Here is a 23,256-nt window from a genome sequence, read left to right on the forward strand (position 1 = left end):
TGTATCAAGACTGATACACCCAGTTAAAGAGTTAGGTAATCGTAATGACTGTAAAATCCATAGATGACAGTATCTGCCAGCTATCCGTTAATTTGGTTGATAAAATCAACTTCGCTAGCCATCAAAGTGCCTTCTCAGTACTGCGTGAATTACGGGTAGAGAACACATCAGATACCACGTTAGAAAATATTGAGATTCGTCTTACTTCATCGCCTAGTTTTTTAAAGGGCAAGACATGGACGATTGATCGATTAGCCGCTAACGGCGCATTGCCGATCAAAGATCGGGATCTAGAGCTTGATGGCGGTTTTCTGATGGGCTTGACGGAGTCGATCTCGGGTAGTGTTGCCATCGAAATCCGCAAAGGCGATGAGGTGCTGGCAGAGAGCGAGCACAAGATTGAACTGCTGGCCCACAATGAATGGGGCGGTTCAGAGTATATGCCTGAGCTTTTGGCAGCGTTTTGTATGCCAAACAATAAAGCCGTGGATCGTATTTTAAAAGATGCGAGCCGTGTGTTACGTAATGCCGGTAAAGCAGACCAAATCGATGGTTATGTTTCAAAAAGCCGCGAGCGTGTTTGGTCGATAGCGTCGGCGATTTATTCGGCTATTGCCAATCTTCAGTTAAGTTACGCGCTGCCACCCTCAAGCTTTGAGCGAAACGGACAAAAGATTCGTTTCCCGAACCAAGTATTAGAATCAGGCCTCGGTACGTGTTTGGACACGACCATGTTATTTGCCGCAGCGTTTGAACAAGCAGGCTTAAACCCACTAGTCGTCCTAAAAGAAGGCCATGCTTTAGTAGGTCTTTGGCTGCATCCAGAAGAACTGTCAGCGATCAGCACCGATGAAGCGGAAGTACTGCGCAAGCGTTTGCCTGATCATGATTTGATTTTGATCGAGACAACACTGGTCACCAATCACCCAGCCGTGTCTTTCTCCAAGGCCATCGAAAAGGGTAATCGAGCGGTCGCGATTGAAGAAGAAAGCCAATTCAGTATGGCGATTGATATTCGCCGAGCACGAGCGCATCAAATCAGACCATTAGGTTTTGTGCAAAAAGATACCAGTAGCGGTGCTGGCGATGAAGTTCCTGAAGTTTATGAAACCGCATTAGAAGAAGCGCCGAATTTACCTGACTTTTCAGATGAGTCAGTTGAAGAGGAAACTGTTACAACGCCTGCGGGACGTTTAGACCGTTGGCAGCGTAAGCTGCTCTCTTTGACGGCCGTAAACCCACTGCTGAACCATAAAGACAGTAAATCGAGCCTGTCGTTTGTTGTGCCTGATGCTGGCCTATTGGAAGACTTATTAGCCAGCGGCGCACGTATTTCAGTGGAGCCATTTCCAAAGCTTTCATCAAGTAGCCAAGACTCAGATATTCATGAGCAGCGTACCGGCGATGATATTAAGCGTGAATATGCGTTAGATGCATTACGTAAAAAGCAGCTGTTGGTGAATCTAACCGAAGATGAGTTAACTAAACGTTCTGTTGAGATTTACCGTAAGACGCAAACCTCGATGCAAGAAGGCGGCTCTAATACCTTGTTTTTAGCGGTTGGCTTTTTGTTTTGGAAAAAAGATAAGAACGATGAAAAGCGCTACCGAGCGCCTTTGATTTTATTACCGGTATCGTTGGAGCGTAAATCGGTTCGTAGTGGCATCAAAATCATCGCATCCGATGATGAGCCAACCTTTAACACGACTTTGATTGAGATGCTAAAGCGAGACTTTGGCATTGAGTTAAGTAAGTTGGCTGGCGACTTACCTAAGGATGACTCTGGCCTTGATGTGTCACAGATTTTTGCTTGGGTGCGTTCTGCGGTAAAAGATGCACCAGGATTTGAGCTAGTGGATGAGGTGGCCTTGGGGCATTTCTCATTTGCTAAATATCTGATGTGGAAAGACTTGGTAGAACGTGCGGATCAGCTAAAACAAAACGACGTTGTGAAGCATTTGCTCGAAACACCCCGTGAACGTTACAAGTCTGATATTTCCTTTGTTGAGCCGAATGAGCTGGACTATCAGTACAATCCTTCGGATTTGTTAACACCGCTACCTGCTGACTCATCGCAAATGGCCGCTGTTGCAACGGCGGATCGAGGTAAAGACTTCGTTATTATCGGGCCGCCAGGAACGGGTAAAAGCCAGACCATCAGTAACCTAATCGCTCACATGCTGGGCAAGGGTAAAAAGGTTCTATTTGTTTCTGAGAAAACTGCTGCACTTGAAGTGGTGCATCGCCGATTAAAAGACATTGGTCTAGGTTCATTTTGTTTAGAACTTCACTCAAACAAAGCCAAGAAAGCCGATGTGCTTGCTCAGTTAAATGAGTCTTGGACGCAAAGTGGCGCTCAAACTGCGGAAGCTTGGCAAGCAAAGTCAGAGCAACTAAAACGCAGTCGAGACATGCTAAATGGCTTAGTAGAGGCCCTTCATCGTAAACGCTCAAATGGCATGACTGCTCATTATGCAATGGGCGTTAAGATTCGAGATACCGCACTTCTAGAAAAAGTGGAGCTGTCTTGGCCAAGTGCGGATCAGCACAGTGTCCAAGATTTGCAGCATATGCGAGAGGTTGTAGAAAACCTTGCTGTACAAGCCAACGCAATTGGTTCTGTTAATCAACACCCATTAGCCTATATCCAGGCTGATGATTGGGGACCCGCATGGCAAGATGGCCTAATTAACAGTGCTCAAACTCTAAAAGTTGCCTCAAAAGATGCGAAGCAAGCCGTAGAAGGTTTTGTCAGTGCTCTAGGATTTGAGTTTGGTGATATTTCCATTAGCCAGTTGGCTTTATTAGAAGAGCTTGGGCAAGTCTTATTAGACTCGTACAGAACTCAATCAGGATATGCTTTAGAGCCTGATGGACAAGATTTGATTGAGGCGTTAGAGCAGGCAGTGACACTACTGCAAAGCTACATTCGTCTACAAAGCGAATTGAGCTGTGACTACTCACCGTTGGCATGGAAATCAATTGATCCAGCTGGGCTTAAGAGCGAATGGCAAGCGGCTAATGAGGCTTGGTTCTTAAAACGTTTTTTTGCGACACGCAAAATCATCAAAGATGTCAAAGCAAAAGGCGCTCAAGGAGAGCCAAACCTAGATCAAGACATCGCAGTGTTGGCTGAGCTTAAAGAGAAAGGTGAAGCCATTGCTGGGCTTGATAGACAGCTTTCTAACTTAAAAGACTGGAATAGCCACGATACCAACCCTGAAGCTGTTGCAGCATTGCAGCTGATTGGTGTGCGTGCTCGTAAGGCGGTAAGCCAGTTAGCACCAGATACTGAGACATTGATGGCGCTACGTAGCAAGGTACGTAGCTTACTTCATGATGGTAATGATCTACTGGCATCTGATGGGCCTATCGGTATTGCTATTACACGTATGATCGAGAAGATCTCGCAGTTTGATTTAGCGTTCACAGATTTTAAATCTAGAGCGGCTTCTGAAAGTGTGGATGCATTAGATAACTTTGATGCAATCGCTGACATGGCAGATGTCATCTTATCTAAGCAAGTTGAGCTGAAAGCTTGGTGTGCATGGAATAAGCGTAAACACGATGCTCAAGATCTACAACTGGGCTCGCTAGTCACCGCTATTGAGAACGGTGCTATCACCTCTGAAGAAATTGAAGATGCATTTGAGGCGGCTTATTGCGCTTGGTGGTCTAAAGCGCTTATCAATGAAGATCGTGTGTTGCGAGAGTTCTCTTCGCCTGAGCATGAGCAAACGATTCTTAATTTCCAAGCGTTAGATAAAGAGTTCTGTCAGCTGACCGCTCAATACATTGCTGCAAAACTGTCAGGCCAGATCCCAAGTAAAGACACTGGAACGAAGGCGAGCTCTTGGGGCGTGTTACGTCATGAGATTCAGAAGAAAACGCGACATAAGCCAGTGCGTCAGCTTCTTCAAGAAGCTACTGATGCCGTCACGACATTAGCGCCTTGTATGATGATGTCACCGCTGTCCATCGCTCAGTTTCTTGGTACAGAGCAAGCTTTGTTTGATGTGGTGATTTTCGATGAGGCTTCTCAGATTACTGTTTGGGATGCCGTGGGTGCTTTGGCGCGAGGCAAGCAAGTGATTGTGGCTGGTGACCCGAAACAAATGCCGCCTTCCAACTTCTTTGGTCGCTCAGATGAAGACCCTGATGGCGATTACGATACCGAAGGTGACCTTGAAAGTATCTTGGATGAATTGCTAGGTGCTTCGATTCCACAGCGACTTTTGAATCTTCACTATCGCTCTCGTCGAGAAAGCTTAATCGCGTTTTCCAATAGTAATTACTACGACTGCTCGTTGATTACCTTCCCTGCGCCGGTGCATCCAGATAATGGTGTTAAATTGGTGAGACCAGAAGGGTTTTATGCCCGTGGTAAGTCTCAGCAGAATCAAGGTGAAGCGAAAGCGGTGGTTGCTGAAATCGTGCGTCGCTTAACAAGCGAAGACGCAACAGAACGCAATCAGTCCATTGGTGTGGTCACATTTAACAGCAAGCAACAGACCCTTATCCAAGATTTGCTGGATGAAGCACGCCGTGAAGATCCAAGTATTGAATGGGCGTTTTCTGATGATCACTTGGAACCGGTATTTGTTAAGAACCTAGAGACAGTACAGGGTGACGAACGTGATGTGATCTTGTTCAGTATTACCTTTGGGCCTGACGAAGCAGGTCATGTCACCATGAACTTTGGTCCAATTAACAAAGTGGGTGGTGAACGTCGTTTGAACGTTGCAATGACTCGTGCTCGCTCTGAGATGGTAGTGTTCTCTACTTTAAGTCCCGACCTTATCGATCTTAAGAGAACATCAGCTCGCGGTGTGGCTGATTTGAAGCATTTCTTGGAATACGCTGAACGTGGTCCTGTTGCACTTGGATCTCAAGCGAGAGGCTCACAAGGAGACTTTGAATCACCGTTTGAAGTGGCGGTGGCGCGAGAGCTACAAGCGAAAGGTTGGCAGCTACACCCACAAGTAGGTGTATCGGCGTACCGAATTGATATGGGGATTGTTCACCCAGATTTACCTGGTCGCTACCTTGCTGGTTTGGAATGTGATGGCGCGATGTACCACAGCTCAGCTTATGCCCGTGAGCGCGACAAGATCCGACAGTCAGTCTTAGAGAGCTTAGGTTGGACCATCGTTCGAGTGTGGTCAACTGACTGGTGGGTTAACAAGCAAGCTTCATTACAGCTTCTTCATGATCGCCTTACAGAGCTACTGGAAGAAAGCAGAGCAAAAATCGCTTTAGAAAAAGCCAAACAAGAAAAGGAGAAAGGCCTAACTGACGGGGCTGAGGTTGAAGACGCTGAGTTTGTAGAAGAGTAAGAGCGCGATAACGTTGAAGAAGGAGGCTAATTCAGCCTCCTTTTTATTGTTATAAATCAATGATTCTTATAGGAAAAAAAACAGTGGTTGTGAAATAAAAAAACTTAATCATGTAAGAATCACACAAGTTTAGATCAAACTTATATTTGGGATGGAGTTATAACTAACAATGCGTTAGTGTAAGCACTTAGTAAAGGAATGAGGCATCGCAGGAAGATGAAGCGGTGTTTTGCACAAGGTAGTAAGGACACTAAATGGGTGAGAAGAACAACACCTTATTTCGTACATTGGCAATGTTACAAATCATACCCAAAGAGCCAAGGTACAAAGCCACTTCAACTATACATACAGCGCTTGAAGAAAAGGGTTTTAAAATTACCCTTAGAACAGTCCAGCGTGATTTGAATGCCCTTGCTAATTACTTCCCTCTTAGATGCATTGACGGAGAGGGTGAGAACCGCTGGAGTTTGTGTTCAACAGCTACTGACCTCAAGGTTGGGCTTGATACGCCAACTGCACTAACATTTGTTTTAGCAAAGAAGTATTTGCTAGGTCTTTTACCGCAAATAGCTGTTGATCAAATTTCTGCTCAATTTGATGCTGCGCAGCAATACCTCAATGGATTACCTAGTAATGATTACTCAGATTGGGCACATCGAGTAAAGGCAATACCAAGCGGCAGAGCCCTAATACCCGCTGTTATAAAAGAGGGGGTGTGGGAAATAATCTCAAGAGCCGTATTAGAAAAGTTTGCTATCGATGTGATTTATCTAAATCGAAAACGCAATGAAGTAAAGCAGTACACTTTGCATCCCCAAGCGATCGTAGTTCGTAACAGCGTTTCATATATCGTTGCAAGTGTTAACGACTACAATGACCCTCTTCAATTTGCCCTTCACCGAATTCAAAAAGTTGAGCCTTCCCTGAAAGAGTTTATCCCCTTGGATGGCTTTAATTTAAATGACTATATCAGTCGAGGTGAATTTGGTTACCTATTCTCAAATAGAGAAATTGAGCTAAAAGCACGAGTTAAGCAAGAACTTGCTTGGATGCTTTCTGAAACACCACTCAGTGAAAATCAAACACTGGAAGAATCAAGCGATGATTGGTACATGCTAACCGCAATAGTTCCAGATGAGCAGCAAACGCTTCGGTGGCTACTGAGCTATGGTTCTGCCGTTGATGTGATTAAACCTGTAGATTGGCGAGAGCACATTCACCGACAGGCAAAGCAATTATTAGGAATAGTCTAGTTGTTATTTTAGCTAAGTTTCAACGACACAAATTGTCGCATGGTGTTGTAAAGTAACTCTAATTATAGGAATTGTTAGGTTTTCTTATGTCGAAAGAATGCAGGGATAACAAACAGAATGTAGTTATTGGTCTAGCTTCATCCGAAGTAGTTGACCGTTTTGGCTCTGCCAATGCTGAGTTTTTAAAAGGTCTACGTGGAGTTGATTACGAAGCTGGTCAGATCTTCGAGAGAGGGTTAGAGGGAATATCAAAGTATAAGATTAACCCTGAGTATGCTGAGAGAAATATTAAACAGCAAGCTGGCTTTTCGGCAGAAGTTGTAAAAACTAGCCGTGATAATGCAGAGAATATAATTAATGGTAGATCTGAAAGAACATTTCGTTCTGAAGATGTCCCTGGGTACGGCTCTAATAATACTGTAAGTGATCATGTAGTTATTGATGGTAGTGGTCAAGTCATAGAGCATGCTCAGATGAAATTTGTTAACGATCCTGCTCAGTTAGTAGACAAAATTGCAGGTGGGTCTGGTGGCGGTAAGAATGATTTTTCACGATATTTGAAAAATGATTTTATCGATTTGCCAACAGAGCAAGTAGAAGTGGCAAAAGCACATGCTGCTAGCCAATCAAAAAACTTCTCGGAACAAGCAGAAAGAGCATTAAAGGACGGTAATCGCGACTTAGCTGAGAAATTGCAAGAAATAGCAGATAATTTCAAAAAAGTTGAAGGTAAAATTAGGGATTCAGGACTTACAACTGATGAGGCTATTAAGTATCGATTAAATCCTAAGTGGGAAACAACCAAGGATATAGCCTTTGTCAGTCATAGAGCAGGGATTGAAGGTGCAAAGTTCGGTGCAGTTATAGGCGGCACGATTTCAATTGCCACTAATACATTAGCTCTAATTAACGGGGATAAAGATTTAAAGGATGCTGCAGTTGATTGTGCTGTTACAACAGCAAAGGCTGCAGGTGTTGGTTATATGACTGGATTCATTGGCTCTGCTATTAAAGGGAGTATGCAGCAGTCTAGTCATATAGGTATAAGAGCTCTATCTAAATCCTCCTTGCCAGCCCTAGTAGTCTCAACTTGTATACAGCTGAGTAGCTCAATTTCTGAATATGTAAAAGGGAATATTGATGAAAAGGCGTTATTTCATGCAACAGCTATGGCCACTACTAGCGCTATGGCTAGTAGCGCTGGCGCAACCTTAGGTCAAATCGCAATTCCAGTGCCAGTCTTAGGTGCAATGATAGGAGGTATGATTGGTCATACGGTATCAGCTATGTTTTATCAATCTTACCTCTCCGTTTTGGATTCTGCAGAAATGGCGAATCAACGCTATTTGTTTATCAAAGAAAAGTGTGAAGCAGCAAGAGTTTTGCACGAAGAGTATCAAAAGGAACTAAAACTACTGATTGCTGAGAAAGTTCAATGTGCGAAGGAAATACAAGTGGAGTTATTTTCTTCTTTGAATAAGATCGACGTGATTTCGAGTGATGAGTTTGCCAGAAGTGCAAATCAATTTGCCGAAAAATTAGGGCTGTCTTTGCCTCTTCACACACAGGAAGAATTTGATGCATTCATGGCATCAGATGATATTTTTATATTATAAAAAAGGGAATAATATGTTTCTATCTAAAATAAACTTATCTAATGAGAGTAAGTTGCTTTTTATTGACCTTGCGACACTTTTGGTGACTGCAGAACCAAGGAGGGGGGATAATAGGGAAATTCTAAAACAATTGAACATTCTGCAAGGCGAGAGCTTAGGTGAGCAAAGAGGTGATAATTGGTTCGTACCTTCTGTTGAAGAGGCAGAAGCCTTAAGAATATGTATGCTTGAATTAGGTGCGGTGGAGCATCCTAGTTTGTCAGGTACTTCAGGGGTTATGCGTGGACTCAAAATGGGGCAGCTAGGCGATTTATGCAGTTTAGATGTTATTCTATTAGAGTCATTTTTTAAACGAAATTATATTGAATCTTTGCGTGATTTTATTGAGGAAGCTGCAAGCAAGCCTGAATACAAAAAGCAAGTTCTAATGAATTTTATTGAACTTGGGATTGAGCTCTCTGACATTGATCAAGATAGAAATGAGCAAGCATTAGCACAGTTACCTGAAGTTCGTAAGCAGTTGATAGCTTCAGTATTAGAGCAAATTTTTGAAAAGCTACAGGTTAGTGAGCTTTCTTTGACAGAGAGAAAAATATTTTTGTTTGAATTGGTCGCTTTGGCTCATGCTGATGGTAGTGTACATGAATTAGAAAATCTGGTTGTTGATACTGTAGCAGATAAGTTTCAAATTGATGAAGAAACTCTTGGTGAATTGAAAGAGGCGGCAGAAGAAGTAATTTTATCCGTTAATAATGCTGCTGAAATTGTGTTTGAGTAAAGGAGAGTCGCATGCCATTACCTATTTTCGCTGCTGTTGCAATTAGTGGATATGGGCTTTATAAAGCAAGAAAAGCCTATGCTGACACTTCTCATGCTGATGAAATTAATTCATCTGCAAAAGATATTTTGATGAATGCACAAGAGGAGGTTGAAAAGAAGCGTATTCATTGTAATGTCAAGCTAGATGAATTTGGATATAAAAAGTTAGAGGCAGTTACCAAAAATATAGATAGTTTTCTAGATGTATATGGTCGTCTTAAAAATGTGAAGTTAGCAAATGAAATTTATTCTGATGCATTGCAAATTGATCCTTTTAACTGGGATGATATTAAATATTTGAAAGAAGAAATTTCAATGGTGGAAAAGTCTGGACGTGGTCTGGGATCTAAGTCTGGGATCACTGCTTTAACTATATTCGGTGCTGGGCCTGCTCTAGCAATCTATGGTGGTGTATTGGGTGCTAAAGCTGAGGAAAGGCTGAGTAATGCTAAAGCCAACAAGGAAGAGGCTGAGACTTTTGCAAGTAGCTCGAAAGAGATCACTATCAAGTTATCAGGAATTATTGAGTTGACAGAGCTTGGGATGGAGACGCTTTCCAAACTTCGTACTGCACTACGACGCTCTGTTAGATCGCTTTATAAGCTAATTCAGACTAAGGGGGTTGATTACTCCACCTATTTAGATACGGAAAAAGAGCTTGTATTTAAAACTGTTAAATTAGCTCAGCTAGTTAAGGTGCTTATTGATACTCCTGTATTGGATGATGATGGTGAAATGCTTGAAGGCTCTAAGCAAAAGTTCTTAGCTATTAAATCTGAAGTGTAATGTACATTCAAGGTGGCCTTAATTAGCCGCCTTTTTTATTTTATGAAAGAGTTTCCTTGTACTTCTTGCGGTGAGTGTTGCCGAAATATATCTCATATACCTGATCTAAAAGAATTTGATCTAGGTAATGGTGTTTGTAAGTTTTTATCAAAAGACAATAGGTGTATTGTTTACAGTAATAGACCTGAAGTTTGTCAGATTGATCTGATGTATAAAAAATACTATCTCAATCAATTTTCAGAAATAGATTATATACAATTGAATGTGGAAGCCTGTAACTCGTTACAAGAGGAAGCTGGATTGCATGTTGATTTTCGAGTGAAATTTGAAGTGTCAGATCTAGTCTGAACTAATACAACTAAGTATCTATCAATTCTTAAAAGCCAGATACGTTTTACGTATCTGGCTTTTAAAATTAAATGATTCTGTTCTTTTAGGCGATCTGAAATCTTATGTATTTAAAATGAGGTTTGATGCTGCCTCCCACCAGCTTTCCATCAATGCTCGTCGCTTCATAAGTAGATCCCCTCTCTGGTAGGCAGCTTCAGCTTGGTCTTTTAGTTTGTGAGCTAAAGCATGCTCAATCACTTCTCGGGGGAAGTGTGTTGTTTCACCTGCCCAGTCCCTAAATGTTGATCTAAAACCATGCTGAGTTAGCTCTCCACGCTCCATGCGCTTCAGGACGGCAGTAAGTGTCATATCGGACATTTGCTTACCACGTTGTCCAGGAAAGATTAAATCGCATCCTGCAATACGAGGCGTGTTTTCAAGAAGCTTTAAAGCACCTGTAGATAAAGGCACTCGATGCTCTTTTCGAGCTTTCATACGCTCAGCAGGAATGATCCAAATTTTGTTTGCTAAATCGATCTCGCTCCATTTAGCGCCACGTACTTCTCCGGAGCGTGCAACAGTTAAAATAGAGAATTCAAGTGCTCTGGCTGCTAGGCCAGAGCGCTTGGCTAACTCAGAGAAGAATGGCTTGATCTCAGCATAGGGGAGAGCTGCATGGTGTACCCGCTTTTGAACTCTGTTTGGCTCTGGTAATAGTGGCTTAAGCATGCCTTTCCAGGCAGCAGGGTTGTCACCTTCCCGGTATTCCTTTGCTTTGGCGTAATCTAGAATAGTTTCAATACGTCCACGTAAGCGACTCGCCGTTTCATTTTTCTCAAGCCAGATGGGTTGTAAGATCTCAAGAATATGAAGCTTAGTAATCTCACTGACGGGTAGGTGGCCAACGATAGGATAGGCATAAGTTTCAAGCGTTGAGCGCCACTGAGCTATATGCTTCTCATTCTTAAGTTCATTCTCTTTAATGGATAGAACTGACTGAGCGCACTCTATAAATGTAGTTTTTCGACCTTGCTCTTTGATTTGCTCAGCTTTACGCAGTTGTTTTTGTTCAACAGGGTTGATACCTTGCTGAATTAGTTGGCGTAGCTCTCTCGCTTTATCACGCGCCATAGATAGACTTATTTCTGGGAAGGCTCCTAATCCCATATTGAGTCGCTTTGGTACTTCTAGGCCTTTCTTGTTAATCCTAGTACCCATTGCGGCACAGAGCACCCAGCTGCGTGAGTTACCCGCAACTTTTAAATAAAGACCATCAACGCCCCCAACAGCATAACGTCCTTCTGACTTCAGCTTTGAAACGGCTAGTGCTGACAGTTCCTTTGCTTTCTTTGGCATACTAAACTCCTGTACTGCATAGTGTACTGCATAAAATGCTAGAATTGACTATACCTTTGTGGACCTTGTTGGAAAAGAGCTTTCTTTAAGTTATTGAAGTATAAGTGATTAATATATCTTAGAGAACGAACTTGGAAGTCAGGGTGGCGGACTTGCTCACCGCCATTATAAAAAGCCGTTGCTTGATACAAGCAACGGCTTTTTGCATTTTCGGGTTTAGGCTCTACCTCAGTAAAGGAAGCCAACCCTTAATTGAATATGCGCATCCTGTTTAAAGCCTTCTTTTACCTTTAGATCTTTCCCCACTAGAAATTGCAGTTGCAGGTTAGGGCGGAAGAAATGGCTAACGTTGGCTCTGATGTAGCTGGTTTCCAATGCATCGTTTTGTTTAACGCCTTCAATGCTGCTTTCTGCGCCACGAATATATCCACCACCGAGGCTCAGTTGCGTGACTGGACTCAGTTGATAACGACCATGCACTTGATACTCATACAATGCACTTTCTTTGTAGTTCAAAGATTGCGCTCCGTATTCATCGTTTTCTGTTGTCCAAGACACATCAATACCAGTATCAAGTGCCCACTGGTCGTTAAAATGATGAATCCATACGCCTTGTAGCAAGAGACGCCACCAATTTTCGCCAACATTAATCGCCTGATTAGCATTGTATTGTCCGGTTGGTAAGGACAGAAACGGTGCAATAGCAAAGGTATCCTTACCGGTTTCGCTGTATTTAATGGGCATGCCAATTGTTAAGTCACCAAAGCCCGAGGTGTCACCCAGGAAAGAGCTATCATTACCTGTGTCGACAGCGGCATAAGGCAGGATAAATTGCGGCTCCACGCTAACGTGCTCAGAAGGGTGTATGGCATGGATCGCCCTTAACAAAGCCACTTGCGAATCCAACTTATGGTTCCCTGGAATCTGTTGATCTCCCCCATACAAGCTGTCACTTTGGTTGCTTTGTAAATAGGTTAATACCATGGTGGCTTTATCTGGCAACATCTCATAATCCCCACCACTGAATTCCAGGGCAGTGGCTTGCCATGACCCAAATAGGCTGATGATCAAAGCTGTTTTTATCGGATGATTCATAAGGACTCCTTAGCTAGGTTTCTCAGCAAGCCGCTTTTCGGGTGGCAATTAATGTATTCGAAAAACTGAGCTTCCTTTGGAATCACGGCGATTTCATGATACAGCTTTAGAGCAACGTTAAATTCGAGTTCCTGTACATATCTCATAAAGCCACCAAAGATGGCCACGTGAGTAGGGTGGGTCTTAGCCCATGTTTCCAGCTCTGCTAAAGAATTAAAGTGAGCAAGGCAAAAGGTCTGCTCTTTTAATGCACCGCTTTGGCTATCGAGCACTTTCATATAGCGACAGCTTAAGCAGCCAACGCTGTCACCTTCATCGCGTAAGAAATTCATGCCTTCATGTAAGACAGGTTCTATTTCAGCCAAGTATTTTGTGCGTTCCGTATTAGCTGTGGCTGACCAATCTTGACCTGAACGAATCAGACAAAGGTTGTCTTTGCCGGAAACATGGATGCGTTTGCCCTGCTGAGTGCTAGAGGGCTTGACTGAATCACTGGTCAGGGCATTGGTTTGAGCAATCGGTAATCGGTCACGAGCACTGCCATAATAAGCATGCTCAAGAATTTGATCGCTCATGCCTTGGCCCAGATGCGCGACACCTTCTGGCGACTGAGGGTCAGAGAATAGTGTTTCAAAGTTAGCGGTTTCGGGTGAAACCACTTCCATGAAATAGCCGTAATCCTCATTCTCCCGTTCGCGCGAGTGCCACCAAGTGTTAAATTGGCTGCTGGCTTTCCAAGCTGTAAATTGTGATTGCGAGTCCCAATAGGCGATGGCCATCAAATTGTGGAAGCCCAGATTGTCTTCATAGGTAGCAACATCCCAGTGCATCGGCCCATGAACATCATCAAATAGCTGTGTAATGGGTTCTAAAGTGTCTAAAGAAATTGCCTTGGCCGACTGAATGCCAAAATAGCCCATCACTACCTGCTTAATCAGCGGCGTAAAACGTGCTGTCCAAGCAGGATAAGGAGGTTGGTAGTCAGTTGGCGTATTGGCATTTTGAGTGCGTTCAGTTTGTAAATGCGGTGCAATAGCAGATTCCATATTACACCTCCTGAGCATCTTCTAGTTCTTGTTTGGCTTCGCTTTCGGCTTCTGTGTGCACGACAGGGCTCAGTGCATTAGGGTTAAACAACAGTCGCGTCACATCAGGACGTGAATAGTGGCCGACCGGGTCGGCGCAAGATTTTGCAAAGGTAATGGCAGCTGGCTCAAGCGTGGCAATCAGCAGGCCTTCTTCATGTTCTGGCAAAGGTTCAACTAAATCGCTGCCGTCTGGGCCAAAGATACGAGCATAGCCACCACCCGATTTAATCATGCTGCGTTTTTCATCGCTATCGCACAGCTGCTCGATCATTTCCTCGGAGACAATGGCACATGGCGCGATCACATAGCACTGTCCTTCTGCCGCATATAAACGAGAAGCCGCCATGTTCACATCAGGGCCTAAGGCGGCGGTGGCATCACGGTACATGCTAAAGCTTGGCCAAGCGGCAATATGAATTTCTTCGTGCTGTGAATACATGGCATAACGGCTCAGCGGTTGTAGATGTTCCCAGCAACAGAGTGCGCCAATATTGCCAAGGGGTGTTTCCCATACTTTGATAGATGAGCCATCGCTTTCGCCAAATAGGGTGCGTTCGACGTGGGTGGCTTTTAGTTTGCGGCGGACGCCACAGGTTTCCCCTTGGTCATCAATGACCCATTGAGAGATGTAAAGGCTGCCATGATCGCGTTCACTAAAACCGAGCACGACCCAAATATTATTGTCACGTGCGGCTTCTTGAATGCGCTGTGCTTGTTCACTGTCTAACACCAGCGAATTTTGATGATATTGATACACCAGTGGCATGTTAGCTAAAGGGTGATCAAGCCATAGAAACCATGGGTAACCAGGTATCCAAGTTTCAGGGAAAGCGATTAGATTGGCGCCAGATTGGGCGGCGTCCTCAATCAAATTAATGGTTTTATCGACCGTGCCTTTTAGGTCCATAAACACCGGCGCGGCTTGTACACATGCAACAACAATTGCTTTATCCATAGGAATCACCTCTTGGTTTAGTTGGAATATCAAGTTCGTATTCACTATAAAAAATGCAAATACAGAGCAGTTATTCCGACAAGGAAGTGCTTTTTGACTGAGGCGGAAATCATTACGGAATGCTAATTGCAGGACTAAAGGCGTTAAGAGAATGAAGGGTTTCCTATGGCTCAGTTTGATACTTCGCTTATTGAATACAGTGATCGCTTAGACTACTGGCGCAGCGCCATCAGTAGCACGTTTGTTCCGTTATCCTGTGAGTTTAAAGATTCTGAGCGGATTGGCAGGCTCTCGTCTTTGGCGCTAGGAGATATCAGCTTGGCGCGCGTTAGCTGTGGCCCTCAGAAGGTTACACGTTCTCTAAAGGGTATGGATAACTTTGAGTCGGAAAGCGTGCTGATTAGCTTTATGCAGGAGGGGACAACTGAAATCTCCCAAGGGCGAAAGTCGACCCTGCTGAAGCGGGGAGAATTTGCTCTTTATGACACGAGAAAACCCTATGGTTTGCACGTTGCTGGTGCAAGCAGTCAGATAGTGGTGCAAATGCCGCGGTTATTACTGAATAATCATTTAGGTGATGTCGATGAGCTGATGGCGCATAGCTTTGGCCGGAAGCACCCAATGAGCCACTTTACACGCGCATTTTTGGAAAATATCTTCTCTTTGCCAGAAGATGTGCCCGAACATTATCTAGATTCCCTATCTGCTCAAGCAACTGGGTTAATATTTAACATGATTACAGATGAATGTCGCAGTGCGCCATATCATCCGGATACCAAGCAAGCCTTGCTCGCACAAATTCAACTTTATATCCGACAGCGAATAACGGACCCTGAACTCAGTAGCGAGGAAGTTGCTTTGAAATTTGGCATTTCATCTCGTTATTTACGCATGTTGTTCCAGCAAGAAGACTTAACGTTTGGCCGCTTTTTGCTGCAAAGTCGCTTAGAGCATTGTAAAGGCTTGCTGCGTTTGCCTCAGCATCAACAGAAGTTGCTTGGTGACATTGCTTGGTCCTGCGGTTTTAATGACATTTCTTATTTTTCACGAGAATTTAAAAAGCAATTTGGTGTAACGCCTCGAGAATTTCGCCGCTACGATGCCTAGGCGAATGTTTCATTCAAAAGCTTTTTGCTCAGCATGACGAATCAGCTCATCAATGACATAGCGAATTTTCGGAACTTGTTGGCGGCCTTTGGGCCAAACAGCGCTGATGGGCATTTCGCCGCCAGCAAAGTTGTCCAGCACACTGACCAGTTCCCCAGAAGCTAAATAGCGGCTCACTAACCACCTTGGTAGTTGTGAAATACCAGCATCATTCAGTACCGCTGTGACCATAGCATCACCATCGGAAAACTCATGGGTGGCAGGTGGTGTAAATTTTGCTATTTCCCCTTCATAGTTTTTTAGAAGCCAGGAGACAGGTTGATTACGGCGAAAGCCGACTACGGTTTTGTGTTGACTGAGCTCTCCAGGGGTGCGTGGCGTGCCATATTGTTTGAGGTAATTAGGTGAGGCGCAAACCACTAGCTTTTGGGTGGTTAAACGTCTCGCCACCAAGGTGCTGCTATCATCTAGCTCGCCAATACGCACCACCAAATCAATGCCTTCCTCAATCAAATCTACAAAGCGCTCACTAAAAGACAGAGTGAGTTCCAAGTCGGGAAACTTCTTAGTGATCTCGAGCAGAATGGGCAAGATCTTTTGACGACCAAAGGCTGCGGGTAGATCGACTCTTAGTCTCCCAGCGGGCTTGGCAATATGCGAAGTCAGTTCTTGCTCAGCATGTTCTAAAATTTCCAAGGCGCTTTGACAGCTTGCCAAATAGCGTTCTCCATCTGGAGTTAAGCTTAAACTACGCGTGGTGCGGTGAAACAGCGTTAGTCCGAGACGCTCTTCAAGGCGCGCAACCGATTTACCAATGGCTGATTTAGTTAAACCTAGTCGCTCCGCAGCAGCGGTAAAACTGCCGACCTGAGCGGTGGTGACAAAGGCGGTAATATTACCTAGATGATCAGTTTTGCGCATGAAGTGCCTCTTAAACAGTTAAAAAAGGGAACACACCTGGCTGCTCAATAATACGGAGCGGATAGGTTTGGTCTGGTGTATGAAGCAGTAACTGGTCATTCGCCACTTCAATGTGAGTATCTGCTGCTTGTAATCGACTAAGTAGCTCACTTTTGGCACTCGCTACCATTTTTAATTCATCAAAATGGCTCATATCAAATGATTCAATCAGTCTTGCTAAGCGACAATACAAACCTTTTAAACGATGGTTAGAAAAGCTTTCTTGAAAGGAGAGGTTAGGATTACTGGCGATCGGTGTTTTCTGAACTAAGCGGAATTTTGCCGCTCCGTTATCAGTCATATCAACAAGGGCTTGATAGGCAATGATGGCACCGCCCACTTGATTGTCGCCTCGAAGTGACTGATACGCGGTTTGCCAGCGCAGTTGATAGCTATCTGTTGCTAAGGGCTCAATCATAAGGCCATCGACTGTGTGAGAGCTAATTTCTGCTGGTACTGAGTTTAGCCAGTTTTCAATGTCCCCTAGACCATTCGCCAGCAGGTACTGGCCCGCATGGATGATTTGAGCGTCCTGGGTAAACAGATCACACTGCTGTTTTGCGCTAACGGTAGTGCCTTCAAAGAAAGCAAACCAGCGATGAATGATTTCCTCAATGGCATATTGATGGGCTGTATTAATGGATGATTGGCTCATAGGAATCGCTCTCTATTGTGTTCTAAACAATGGTTTGAATAGTTAAAGCGCACAATAACAGCTTAATTGTAGAATTAATGTCTCCTTAAAGTATACATTGGCTCGGTTTATCGTTTTAAAGTTATCAAACACAATGTGTCCAAATAAACGAATTATTTGGAGAACGCATGTCAAACACGCAAATCCCATTGTCTGTACTGGATCTGATTCCCATCGGTGAAGGCTTTAACGTGGCGCAAGCACTGGCTAATAGTACTCGTCTAGCGCAAGCGGCTGAAAAAGCTGGTTTCAAGCGTTACTGGGTGGCTGAACACCACAATTTAAAAGACATCGCCAGTGCGGCAACCAGTGTCATTCTGAGCCATATTGGTGCTAAGACAGAATCCATTCGCTTAGGTTCAGGTGGCATCATGCTACCGAATCATGCGCCGTTAGTGATTGCTGAACAGTTTGCAACCCTTGAGTCCCTTTACCCAGGACGAATTGATCTTGGGTTGGGGCGCGCTCCAGGCACGGATATGGAAACCGCACGAGCTTTACGTCGTGACCCCAGTGCGAAAGGCACTGAGTTCCCAGATATGTTGGAAGAGTTGTTGTATTTCTTCTCCCAAGAAAGTGCTAATAAGCGCATCAAAGCGGTACCGGGTGCCGGTATGCAAGTGCCAACATGGCTGTTGGGCTCAAGTACTTTCAGCGCGCAATTGGCAGCCCATAAAGGCTTGCCAATGGCCTTTGCCGCACATTTTGCGCCGGATGCTATGAATGCCGCCATTGATTTTTACCGTGCAAATTATCAGCCATCCGAGCAGTTCCCAGAGCCTTATGTGATTGTCTGTGTGAACGCGGTCGGTGCCGATACACAGCAAGAGGCGGAATACTTGGCGACGACGGAATTGCAGAAATTCCTGTCCCTTAATCGTGGTACCGAGCAGTACTTACCCAAGCCGGTTGAAAATATGAATGCCTTATGGAGCCCAAGTGAAGCGGTTCGTGTGAAGCACCAGCTGCGTGAGTCTATTTGGGGTACGAAAGAGGTGATTCGTGAGCGTTTAGCGAGCCTAGTTGAGCGTACAGGAGCAGACGAGGTAATGGTTAACTCTTGGATTCATGATCCAGAAAAACGTATCCACTCACATAATGTGATTGCCAAAGCTTGGCTTTAATAGGTGAAAATAATGAATACTGAACAAACTAAGAAACTGCTGGCGCTAATCGATCGTGAAGATATTCGTAATCTGCGATTACGTTACAGCGAATTACTCGACACGGGCAAGGCTGATCAGATGGACGAAGTCTTCACCGAAGATGCTGTAGTGAAAGTGACCGTTGGCAGCATGGAAGGCCTTACACAAATTAAGCAAAGCCTAAAAGATGCCTACCACAGCTTTGATACCCTAAAGCGTCAGCACTATCCGTTTATGCATGCCATTAGCAATCATCAAATTACCTTGATTGACGATGAAAATGCGACCGGTACTTGTTACTTATTAGACTTCGTCAGTGATCGTCCTCAGGCGCAGCATCCGTTCTTGCTGTTAGGTCGTTACATTGATCAATACGTCAAAGTAAATGGTGAGTGGCGTATTGCTCACTCTGAGCTAGACGTGGTGTGGCCCAATGAATAATCCGCAAGACCGTCAAGCCATCAAGCAACTGGCGCGTCGCTTTCTGAAAGCTTGGATGAATCGGGCTGGAAGTCTTGATGCGGCGGATTTTACGCCTAACTGTGAATTTCACAGCAGCCATCACGGTGACGCAACGGGCTATCAAGCGATACAGACACGATTGTCGCAGGATACTCAGGCCTCAGACATGATCGGGCAAATGTCTAATCTATATGTGGCTGTGGACGGTAGTCGTGCTGCATTCAGCTTTTATATGTATGGTTTAGTGGAGCAGAATCCGCGCGCCTTTATGTTTGGTAGTGCCGTGGTAGCGACTCTTAGTTACCAAGAAAGCCGCTGGCGCCTAGAAGAGATTCGCATGGTGGTGAATTGGTCTAAGGGTGATCAAGGCTTAATGCCGCATTGGCAAAATGTGCCAACTCAATATGGTTGGCAAATGGGCTTTGCTGCACCCGCTGTGGTAAGTGAGTTGCATTCGCCATGGGCCAAACTGCCCAATGTTCAACCACCAGAAGATCTTCATGAAGCGATTTCAGAGCTTTACTATCGCTATGCCTTTTCCGTTGATCAAAATGATATGGGATTGCTGGATCGCTCTTATACCGAGGATATTTCCGGCGGCTTCGCCCCAGTTGGGAATTTATCTGGCAAGGATCAGGTGATTGGTACGCTAAAGAACTTCCGCCATCTAGCAGCGTTTTGGCAGCATTTTGCCGAAGTGGTGCGACTGGAAGAAGAGGGTGATGGCCGTCATGTAAAAGTCATTATTGGGCGTATTATTCCGGAGCGTCCGGTCGATGAACGCGGCAATAAGCTCTATGGCGCCCACTATCAACTTCGTGCGCGCAAGATGTCGGATGGACAGTGGAAGTTTTGCTGGACCGATTACCGTCCTGGTTGGTTCACCGAGCAAAGTGTCCCAGAGTTTGATATTGGTAATGCTACCGCCTAATCCTCTGAGTGGAATCAGTGGTTATTAGCTAAAAAGCTTAGTCGTGTGTGCGGCTAAGCTTTTTATGTTTTCTCTCCACTCAAATACTGCCACACAATTTCTGAGACCACTCGGCTCATAATGTCTAGGTCTAAAGAAAGCCCTGTAAGCGTGATGGTGTAGCCTTCGAAATAAGGCAAAAAGATCGCTGTGGCCATGTGAGCCGATGGCTCGTCTTTGGCAATGGGGCGCCATTTTTCACTGAGAGTATTACCGAGTTCTTGGTAATAACTGTCCAAATACGTTTTTATTTCTGCATTTTTGCTGGCAATGGCCCAGTACTCTTTAAAAATTCGGCACATGTCTGACGTTTCATGGGCTTGGATCAAAAACGCTTTTATAAAAGGTTCTAAAGCCTGCTTTTGCGTCAGATTGGGGTGTTGTTTGATTTCATCGAGACATTGGCGCAAATAGCGATCAGCAATTGCTTTGAGCAACTCATCTTTATTTTTGAAATAGTACTGCACATTACTTAAGGAGATGTTCGTAAGCGATGCGACTTTGCGCATTGTGATGCCATAGTCTCCTTCTGTTTTTAGCAGTTCCGTAGCGATATCTAGAATCGCACTTACTTTTTCTGATTTTTTCGACATGTTTCAAGTCTTGGCTGCAGATTTAACAAGGGTAAATATATGTTTGACATTTTAGGTCAATCGACCTAATTTTACAAAACTAGGTCAGTTGACCTAATTTATTCTGTTTACGTTTTATTAAGGATTAAAAAGTTATCATGAAAATTCTCAACCTTGTCTTCCATCCAGACTTATCCCGCTCAAGAAATAATCAAACTTGGAAAGGGCTACTCGAAGCGTCTGGCAAAATCACCACAAGTCGTGATCTGTATGGTGAATATCCAGATTTTCAGATTGATGTGGAAAAGGAGCAGGCTTTGTTGCTGGCGCACGATCGCATCGTGCTGCAATTCCCTATGTACTGGTATTCCATGCCGCCGTTGTTGAAGAAATGGTTAGATGATGTGCTGTCGCATGGTTTCGCGTACGGTGAGGGTGGCGATAAATTGCGTGGCAAAGATCTACAGTTAGTGGTGTCAGTAGGGGGAAGGCAGGAATTTTATACGGGCTTTGATATCTTCACGACGGTACCGGATTTGTTGAGACCATTCCAGATGACGGCTAACTTAACGCAGATGAATTATCTGGTGCCGGAATATATGTTTAATTCTGATGCTGCGAGCCAAGAAACGATCACAGAATTTGGTGAACGTTTGGTGCAGCTCATGGATGACCCGAAACGCTCTAATGCACGACAATACCTCTACGAATCTATGGATGTCGCATCGCTTTAAAGTTTGAGGCAACTGAGCGGTTATCCGTAGGGTAGAGGGTAACCGCTTCAACTCAGGCTAGTTAAATAGCTTTTGTACGTCTTTGTAGACTGCTGGGCGACCACTATCGCTAATGGAGGCGATAATAAACACGGCACTGGCACTTAGCTGATTAGTGTCGTCTATAAAAATAGATTGTGTAAATTTACTTTTGAATTTACTGATTGGTTCGCATTGGCTTTCCACGCGTACCGTCATGCCACTTTTTAACGGCACCTTGTAATCTACTTCGGCGCGCATCACCACTAGGTGAATACCATCACGAGTGATGTCAGCGAAATCCAATCCTTTTGATTTGATGTAAGTATGGCGAGCGTGTTCTAGGTAATTTTGATACACCGCGTTGTTAACGATGCCTTGCATATCACATTCGTAGTCACGAACTTCAAGCAGAGTGATGTGTTGAGGGGTGTCCATATTGAAAACTGTCTATCCAAATTAACGACTGGCCGTACGGTTGCGACCCTGACGTTTGGCATTATCCAGATAACCGCTGGCACGAGCAATCAAGTTGTTCGGGCTTTCTTGACCAATCACAGTAGCGACGCCAATGGATACCTTGATTTGCTCGATTAACCCTTGTCCAGAACGACTCTTAAAGCGCTGTTGGTTTAAATGATGACGCATCATCTCGGCAAATTCGATAGCTGAATCCAGAGCAGCTTCGTGTAGCACGATGGCAAAAGTGCCGCCATCCAAGCGAGCAAGGGTCGAGCTTTCCAACTTCTTGCTGTTCAAAATGCGGCCGATATGGCAGATCAGAGCGGTTCCGGCGCGACGGCCATATTCTTCATTGATCTCTTTTAGATGGTCAATGTCTAGCATCAGTAATGATAGATCGTCTTCAGAACCAGGGATAAGAGTGTACAGCTGGCGCTCAAGACCTTTTTGATTCAACAGCTGAGTCAGTGGGTCGAGATCGGCGTTGTTTTTGATTTCGTTTAGTTCGGCTTTGAGCTGCAGGACTTCTGCGTTGACTTGGCTAAGAGCTTGCGAGAACTGTTCGGCATCTTCGAGGGCTTTTTTCGTGCTGTGATCGAGATAATTGATGACTTTATCCAGATGCTTTTGACGATCTGCACGGCTTAGCACGTGGCGACTTTTATTCATCACCGCCTGAAGCTCTTCTAGGCTTTCCGTCATAATGTGCGTGTTACTGGAAACCGTATTAACCAGTTCTTCGAGTTTATCTTTATGTTCGTTATTAAAGCGGGCTTCTTCCGACACTAAAAACTGATGAAACAGTTCTTTTGAAATAAAGCTCGGTAGGCTGCCTAAGCGACCAATGGTTGTATCGACCAAATGGTTTAGCTTAGGCGATGATTGACGCACGTATTCATACCAAATTCCGTAATTGTACGGTGTTGGTGCGATGTCCATTTTTCGCATCAGCGGTATTGCCTTTTGTAGCAAAGCATTAGCTTGGCGTGGACTGTCAGAGTGCATTCAAACCTCATTAGTGAATTTTGATTCACATAAATTTAACAACACTGTTTAAAAAATCAAAACAAAATCATTGATATACCGAAGTTTTTCTTGCGTGGAACGTTTAGCTTTTGTTGCTGAGCAAAGGTTTTGTAAGGGAATGTAAATTATCCGCCAACAATTTTTGCTTTAATGCTTTGGCTCTCTAGGAAAGCCTTAATCTTCTCACGTTGATCACCTTGGATTTCGATGGTGCCATCTTTGACAGAGCCACCCACACCGCAGTGATTTTTTAATTTTTTACCGATAATTTTTAATTCATCGGCGGTCATGGCTAAGTCTTTAACTAAAGTTACGCCTTTTCCTTTACGACCTTTCGTTTCTAGCTGGATTTTTACATTCCCCGAGCCCAAAACCTTTGAGCCATCATTGCAAGTGCAGTCATCTAAGCTGTTTTCGCATTCAGGGCAAATTCGACCTTGGTCAGTGGAATAAACAAGTTTGTTTTTCATAG

Annotated in this window: 21 protein-coding genes; 11 read left to right on the plus strand and 10 right to left on the minus strand. The window is 44.3% G+C overall.

The features are described 5' to 3' along the window. The first annotated feature begins 44 nt into the window (after positions 1-44). The 6 genes from proA (at position 45) to ACOSVP_RS04235 (ending at position 10,158) form a co-directional block, all read left to right on the plus strand. A complete protein-coding gene (proA, locus tag ACOSVP_RS04210) occupies positions 45-5,336 on the plus strand; it encodes an anti-phage protein ProA (RefSeq protein ID WP_487346236.1) in 5,292 nt (1,763 codons plus the stop codon). 254 nt (positions 5,337-5,590) lie between these two features. Further along, positions 5,591-6,589, plus strand: coding sequence for a helix-turn-helix transcriptional regulator (locus tag ACOSVP_RS04215; protein WP_487346237.1), 999 nt, complete (start codon positions 5,591-5,593; stop codon positions 6,587-6,589). Positions 6,590-6,675: 86 nt separating this feature from the next. Further along, positions 6,676-8,205: a C1orf50 family protein gene (locus ACOSVP_RS04220; RefSeq protein ID WP_487346238.1), complete on the plus strand. Its 1,530-nt coding sequence runs from the start codon at positions 6,676-6,678 to the stop codon at positions 8,203-8,205. After that, positions 8,168-8,983 (plus strand): hypothetical protein, encoded by an 816-nt coding sequence (locus tag ACOSVP_RS04225; RefSeq protein ID WP_487346239.1) that lies wholly within the window; start codon positions 8,168-8,170, stop codon positions 8,981-8,983. Before ACOSVP_RS04220 ends, ACOSVP_RS04225 begins: the two co-directional genes overlap by 38 nt. An 11-nt stretch (positions 8,984-8,994) precedes the next feature. After that, the gene (locus ACOSVP_RS04230; RefSeq protein ID WP_487346240.1) at positions 8,995-9,810 is read left to right on the plus strand and encodes a hypothetical protein; all 816 of its coding nucleotides are present in this window, start codon (positions 8,995-8,997) and stop codon (positions 9,808-9,810) included. A gap of 42 nt (positions 9,811-9,852) precedes the next feature. Then, the gene (locus tag ACOSVP_RS04235; RefSeq protein WP_487346305.1) at positions 9,853-10,158 is read left to right on the plus strand and encodes a YkgJ family cysteine cluster protein; all 306 of its coding nucleotides are present in this window, start codon (positions 9,853-9,855) and stop codon (positions 10,156-10,158) included. A 102-nt stretch (positions 10,159-10,260) separates the two neighbouring features. On the opposite strand, the gene ACOSVP_RS04240 is transcribed toward ACOSVP_RS04235, so the two are convergent. The 4 genes from ACOSVP_RS04240 to ACOSVP_RS04255 all read right to left on the minus strand — a co-directional run bounded on the left by ACOSVP_RS04240 (position 10,261) and on the right by ACOSVP_RS04255 (position 14,634). Beyond that, positions 10,261-11,496: a tyrosine-type recombinase/integrase gene (locus ACOSVP_RS04240; protein WP_487346241.1), complete on the minus strand. Its 1,236-nt coding sequence runs from the start codon at positions 11,494-11,496 to the stop codon at positions 10,261-10,263. 228 nt (positions 11,497-11,724) lie between these two features. Then, positions 11,725-12,591 (minus strand): transporter, encoded by an 867-nt coding sequence (locus tag ACOSVP_RS04245; RefSeq protein WP_487346242.1) that lies wholly within the window; start codon positions 12,589-12,591, stop codon positions 11,725-11,727. Further along, positions 12,588-13,637 (minus strand): phenylacetaldoxime dehydratase family protein, encoded by a 1,050-nt coding sequence (locus tag ACOSVP_RS04250; RefSeq protein ID WP_487346243.1) that lies wholly within the window; start codon positions 13,635-13,637, stop codon positions 12,588-12,590. The genes ACOSVP_RS04245 and ACOSVP_RS04250 overlap by 4 nt, the downstream gene beginning before the upstream one ends. Position 13,638: 1 nt before the next feature. Continuing rightward, complete coding sequence (locus tag ACOSVP_RS04255; RefSeq protein WP_487346244.1) at positions 13,639-14,634, minus strand: carbon-nitrogen hydrolase family protein; 996 nt, start codon at positions 14,632-14,634, stop codon at positions 13,639-13,641. A gap of 165 nt (positions 14,635-14,799) precedes the next feature. Here ACOSVP_RS04255 and ACOSVP_RS04260 point away from each other — a divergent pair, with 165 nt between their 5' ends. Continuing rightward, positions 14,800-15,741, plus strand: a complete 942-nt coding sequence (locus tag ACOSVP_RS04260; RefSeq protein WP_487346245.1) for a helix-turn-helix domain-containing protein — start codon at positions 14,800-14,802, stop codon at positions 15,739-15,741. Between the two features lie 9 nt (positions 15,742-15,750). Here the strand turns inward: ACOSVP_RS04260 and ACOSVP_RS04265 are convergent, their stop codons facing one another. Further along, positions 15,751-16,662 (minus strand): LysR family transcriptional regulator, encoded by a 912-nt coding sequence (locus ACOSVP_RS04265; protein WP_487346246.1) that lies wholly within the window; start codon positions 16,660-16,662, stop codon positions 15,751-15,753. A 10-nt stretch (positions 16,663-16,672) separates the two neighbouring features. Continuing rightward, positions 16,673-17,356 (minus strand): hypothetical protein, encoded by a 684-nt coding sequence (locus ACOSVP_RS04270; RefSeq protein ID WP_487346247.1) that lies wholly within the window; start codon positions 17,354-17,356, stop codon positions 16,673-16,675. Positions 17,357-17,523: 167 nt separating this feature from the next. Here ACOSVP_RS04270 and ACOSVP_RS04275 point away from each other — a divergent pair, with 167 nt between their 5' ends. The 3 genes from ACOSVP_RS04275 to ACOSVP_RS04285 are packed head-to-tail and all read left to right on the plus strand — an operon-like array spanning position 17,524 to position 19,933. After that, on the plus strand, positions 17,524-18,519 hold the full coding sequence (locus ACOSVP_RS04275; RefSeq protein WP_487346248.1) for an LLM class flavin-dependent oxidoreductase: 996 nt from the start codon (positions 17,524-17,526) through the stop codon (positions 18,517-18,519). A gap of 12 nt (positions 18,520-18,531) precedes the next feature. Beyond that, positions 18,532-18,981, plus strand: coding sequence for a nuclear transport factor 2 family protein (locus tag ACOSVP_RS04280; RefSeq protein ID WP_487346249.1), 450 nt, complete (start codon positions 18,532-18,534; stop codon positions 18,979-18,981). Continuing rightward, positions 18,974-19,933: a nuclear transport factor 2 family protein gene (locus ACOSVP_RS04285; RefSeq protein ID WP_487346250.1), complete on the plus strand. Its 960-nt coding sequence runs from the start codon at positions 18,974-18,976 to the stop codon at positions 19,931-19,933. The genes ACOSVP_RS04280 and ACOSVP_RS04285 overlap by 8 nt, the downstream gene beginning before the upstream one ends. Positions 19,934-19,995: 62 nt before the next feature. Here the strand turns inward: ACOSVP_RS04285 and ACOSVP_RS04290 are convergent, their stop codons facing one another. Then, on the minus strand, positions 19,996-20,565 hold the full coding sequence (locus tag ACOSVP_RS04290; protein ID WP_487346251.1) for a TetR/AcrR family transcriptional regulator: 570 nt from the start codon (positions 20,563-20,565) through the stop codon (positions 19,996-19,998). A gap of 137 nt (positions 20,566-20,702) precedes the next feature. On the opposite strand from ACOSVP_RS04290, the gene ACOSVP_RS04295 reads away from it, so the two are divergent. Then, the gene (locus tag ACOSVP_RS04295) at positions 20,703-21,278 is read left to right on the plus strand and encodes an NAD(P)H-dependent oxidoreductase (RefSeq protein WP_487346252.1); all 576 of its coding nucleotides are present in this window, start codon (positions 20,703-20,705) and stop codon (positions 21,276-21,278) included. A gap of 57 nt (positions 21,279-21,335) precedes the next feature. Here the strand turns inward: ACOSVP_RS04295 and ACOSVP_RS04300 are convergent, their stop codons facing one another. The 3 genes from ACOSVP_RS04300 to ACOSVP_RS04310 all read right to left on the minus strand — a co-directional run bounded on the left by ACOSVP_RS04300 (position 21,336) and on the right by ACOSVP_RS04310 (position 23,254). Beyond that, the gene (locus tag ACOSVP_RS04300) at positions 21,336-21,734 is read right to left on the minus strand and encodes an acyl-CoA thioesterase (protein WP_487346253.1); all 399 of its coding nucleotides are present in this window, start codon (positions 21,732-21,734) and stop codon (positions 21,336-21,338) included. A 21-nt stretch (positions 21,735-21,755) separates the two neighbouring features. Then, positions 21,756-22,763, minus strand: a complete 1,008-nt coding sequence (locus ACOSVP_RS04305; RefSeq protein WP_487346254.1) for a GGDEF domain-containing protein — start codon at positions 22,761-22,763, stop codon at positions 21,756-21,758. Positions 22,764-22,909: 146 nt separating this feature from the next. Beyond that, positions 22,910-23,254 (minus strand): translation initiation factor, encoded by a 345-nt coding sequence (locus ACOSVP_RS04310; protein WP_487346255.1) that lies wholly within the window; start codon positions 23,252-23,254, stop codon positions 22,910-22,912. Positions 23,255-23,256 lie beyond the last annotated feature (2 nt).

Source organism: Marinomonas sp. HM11-D, assembly GCF_057626615.1.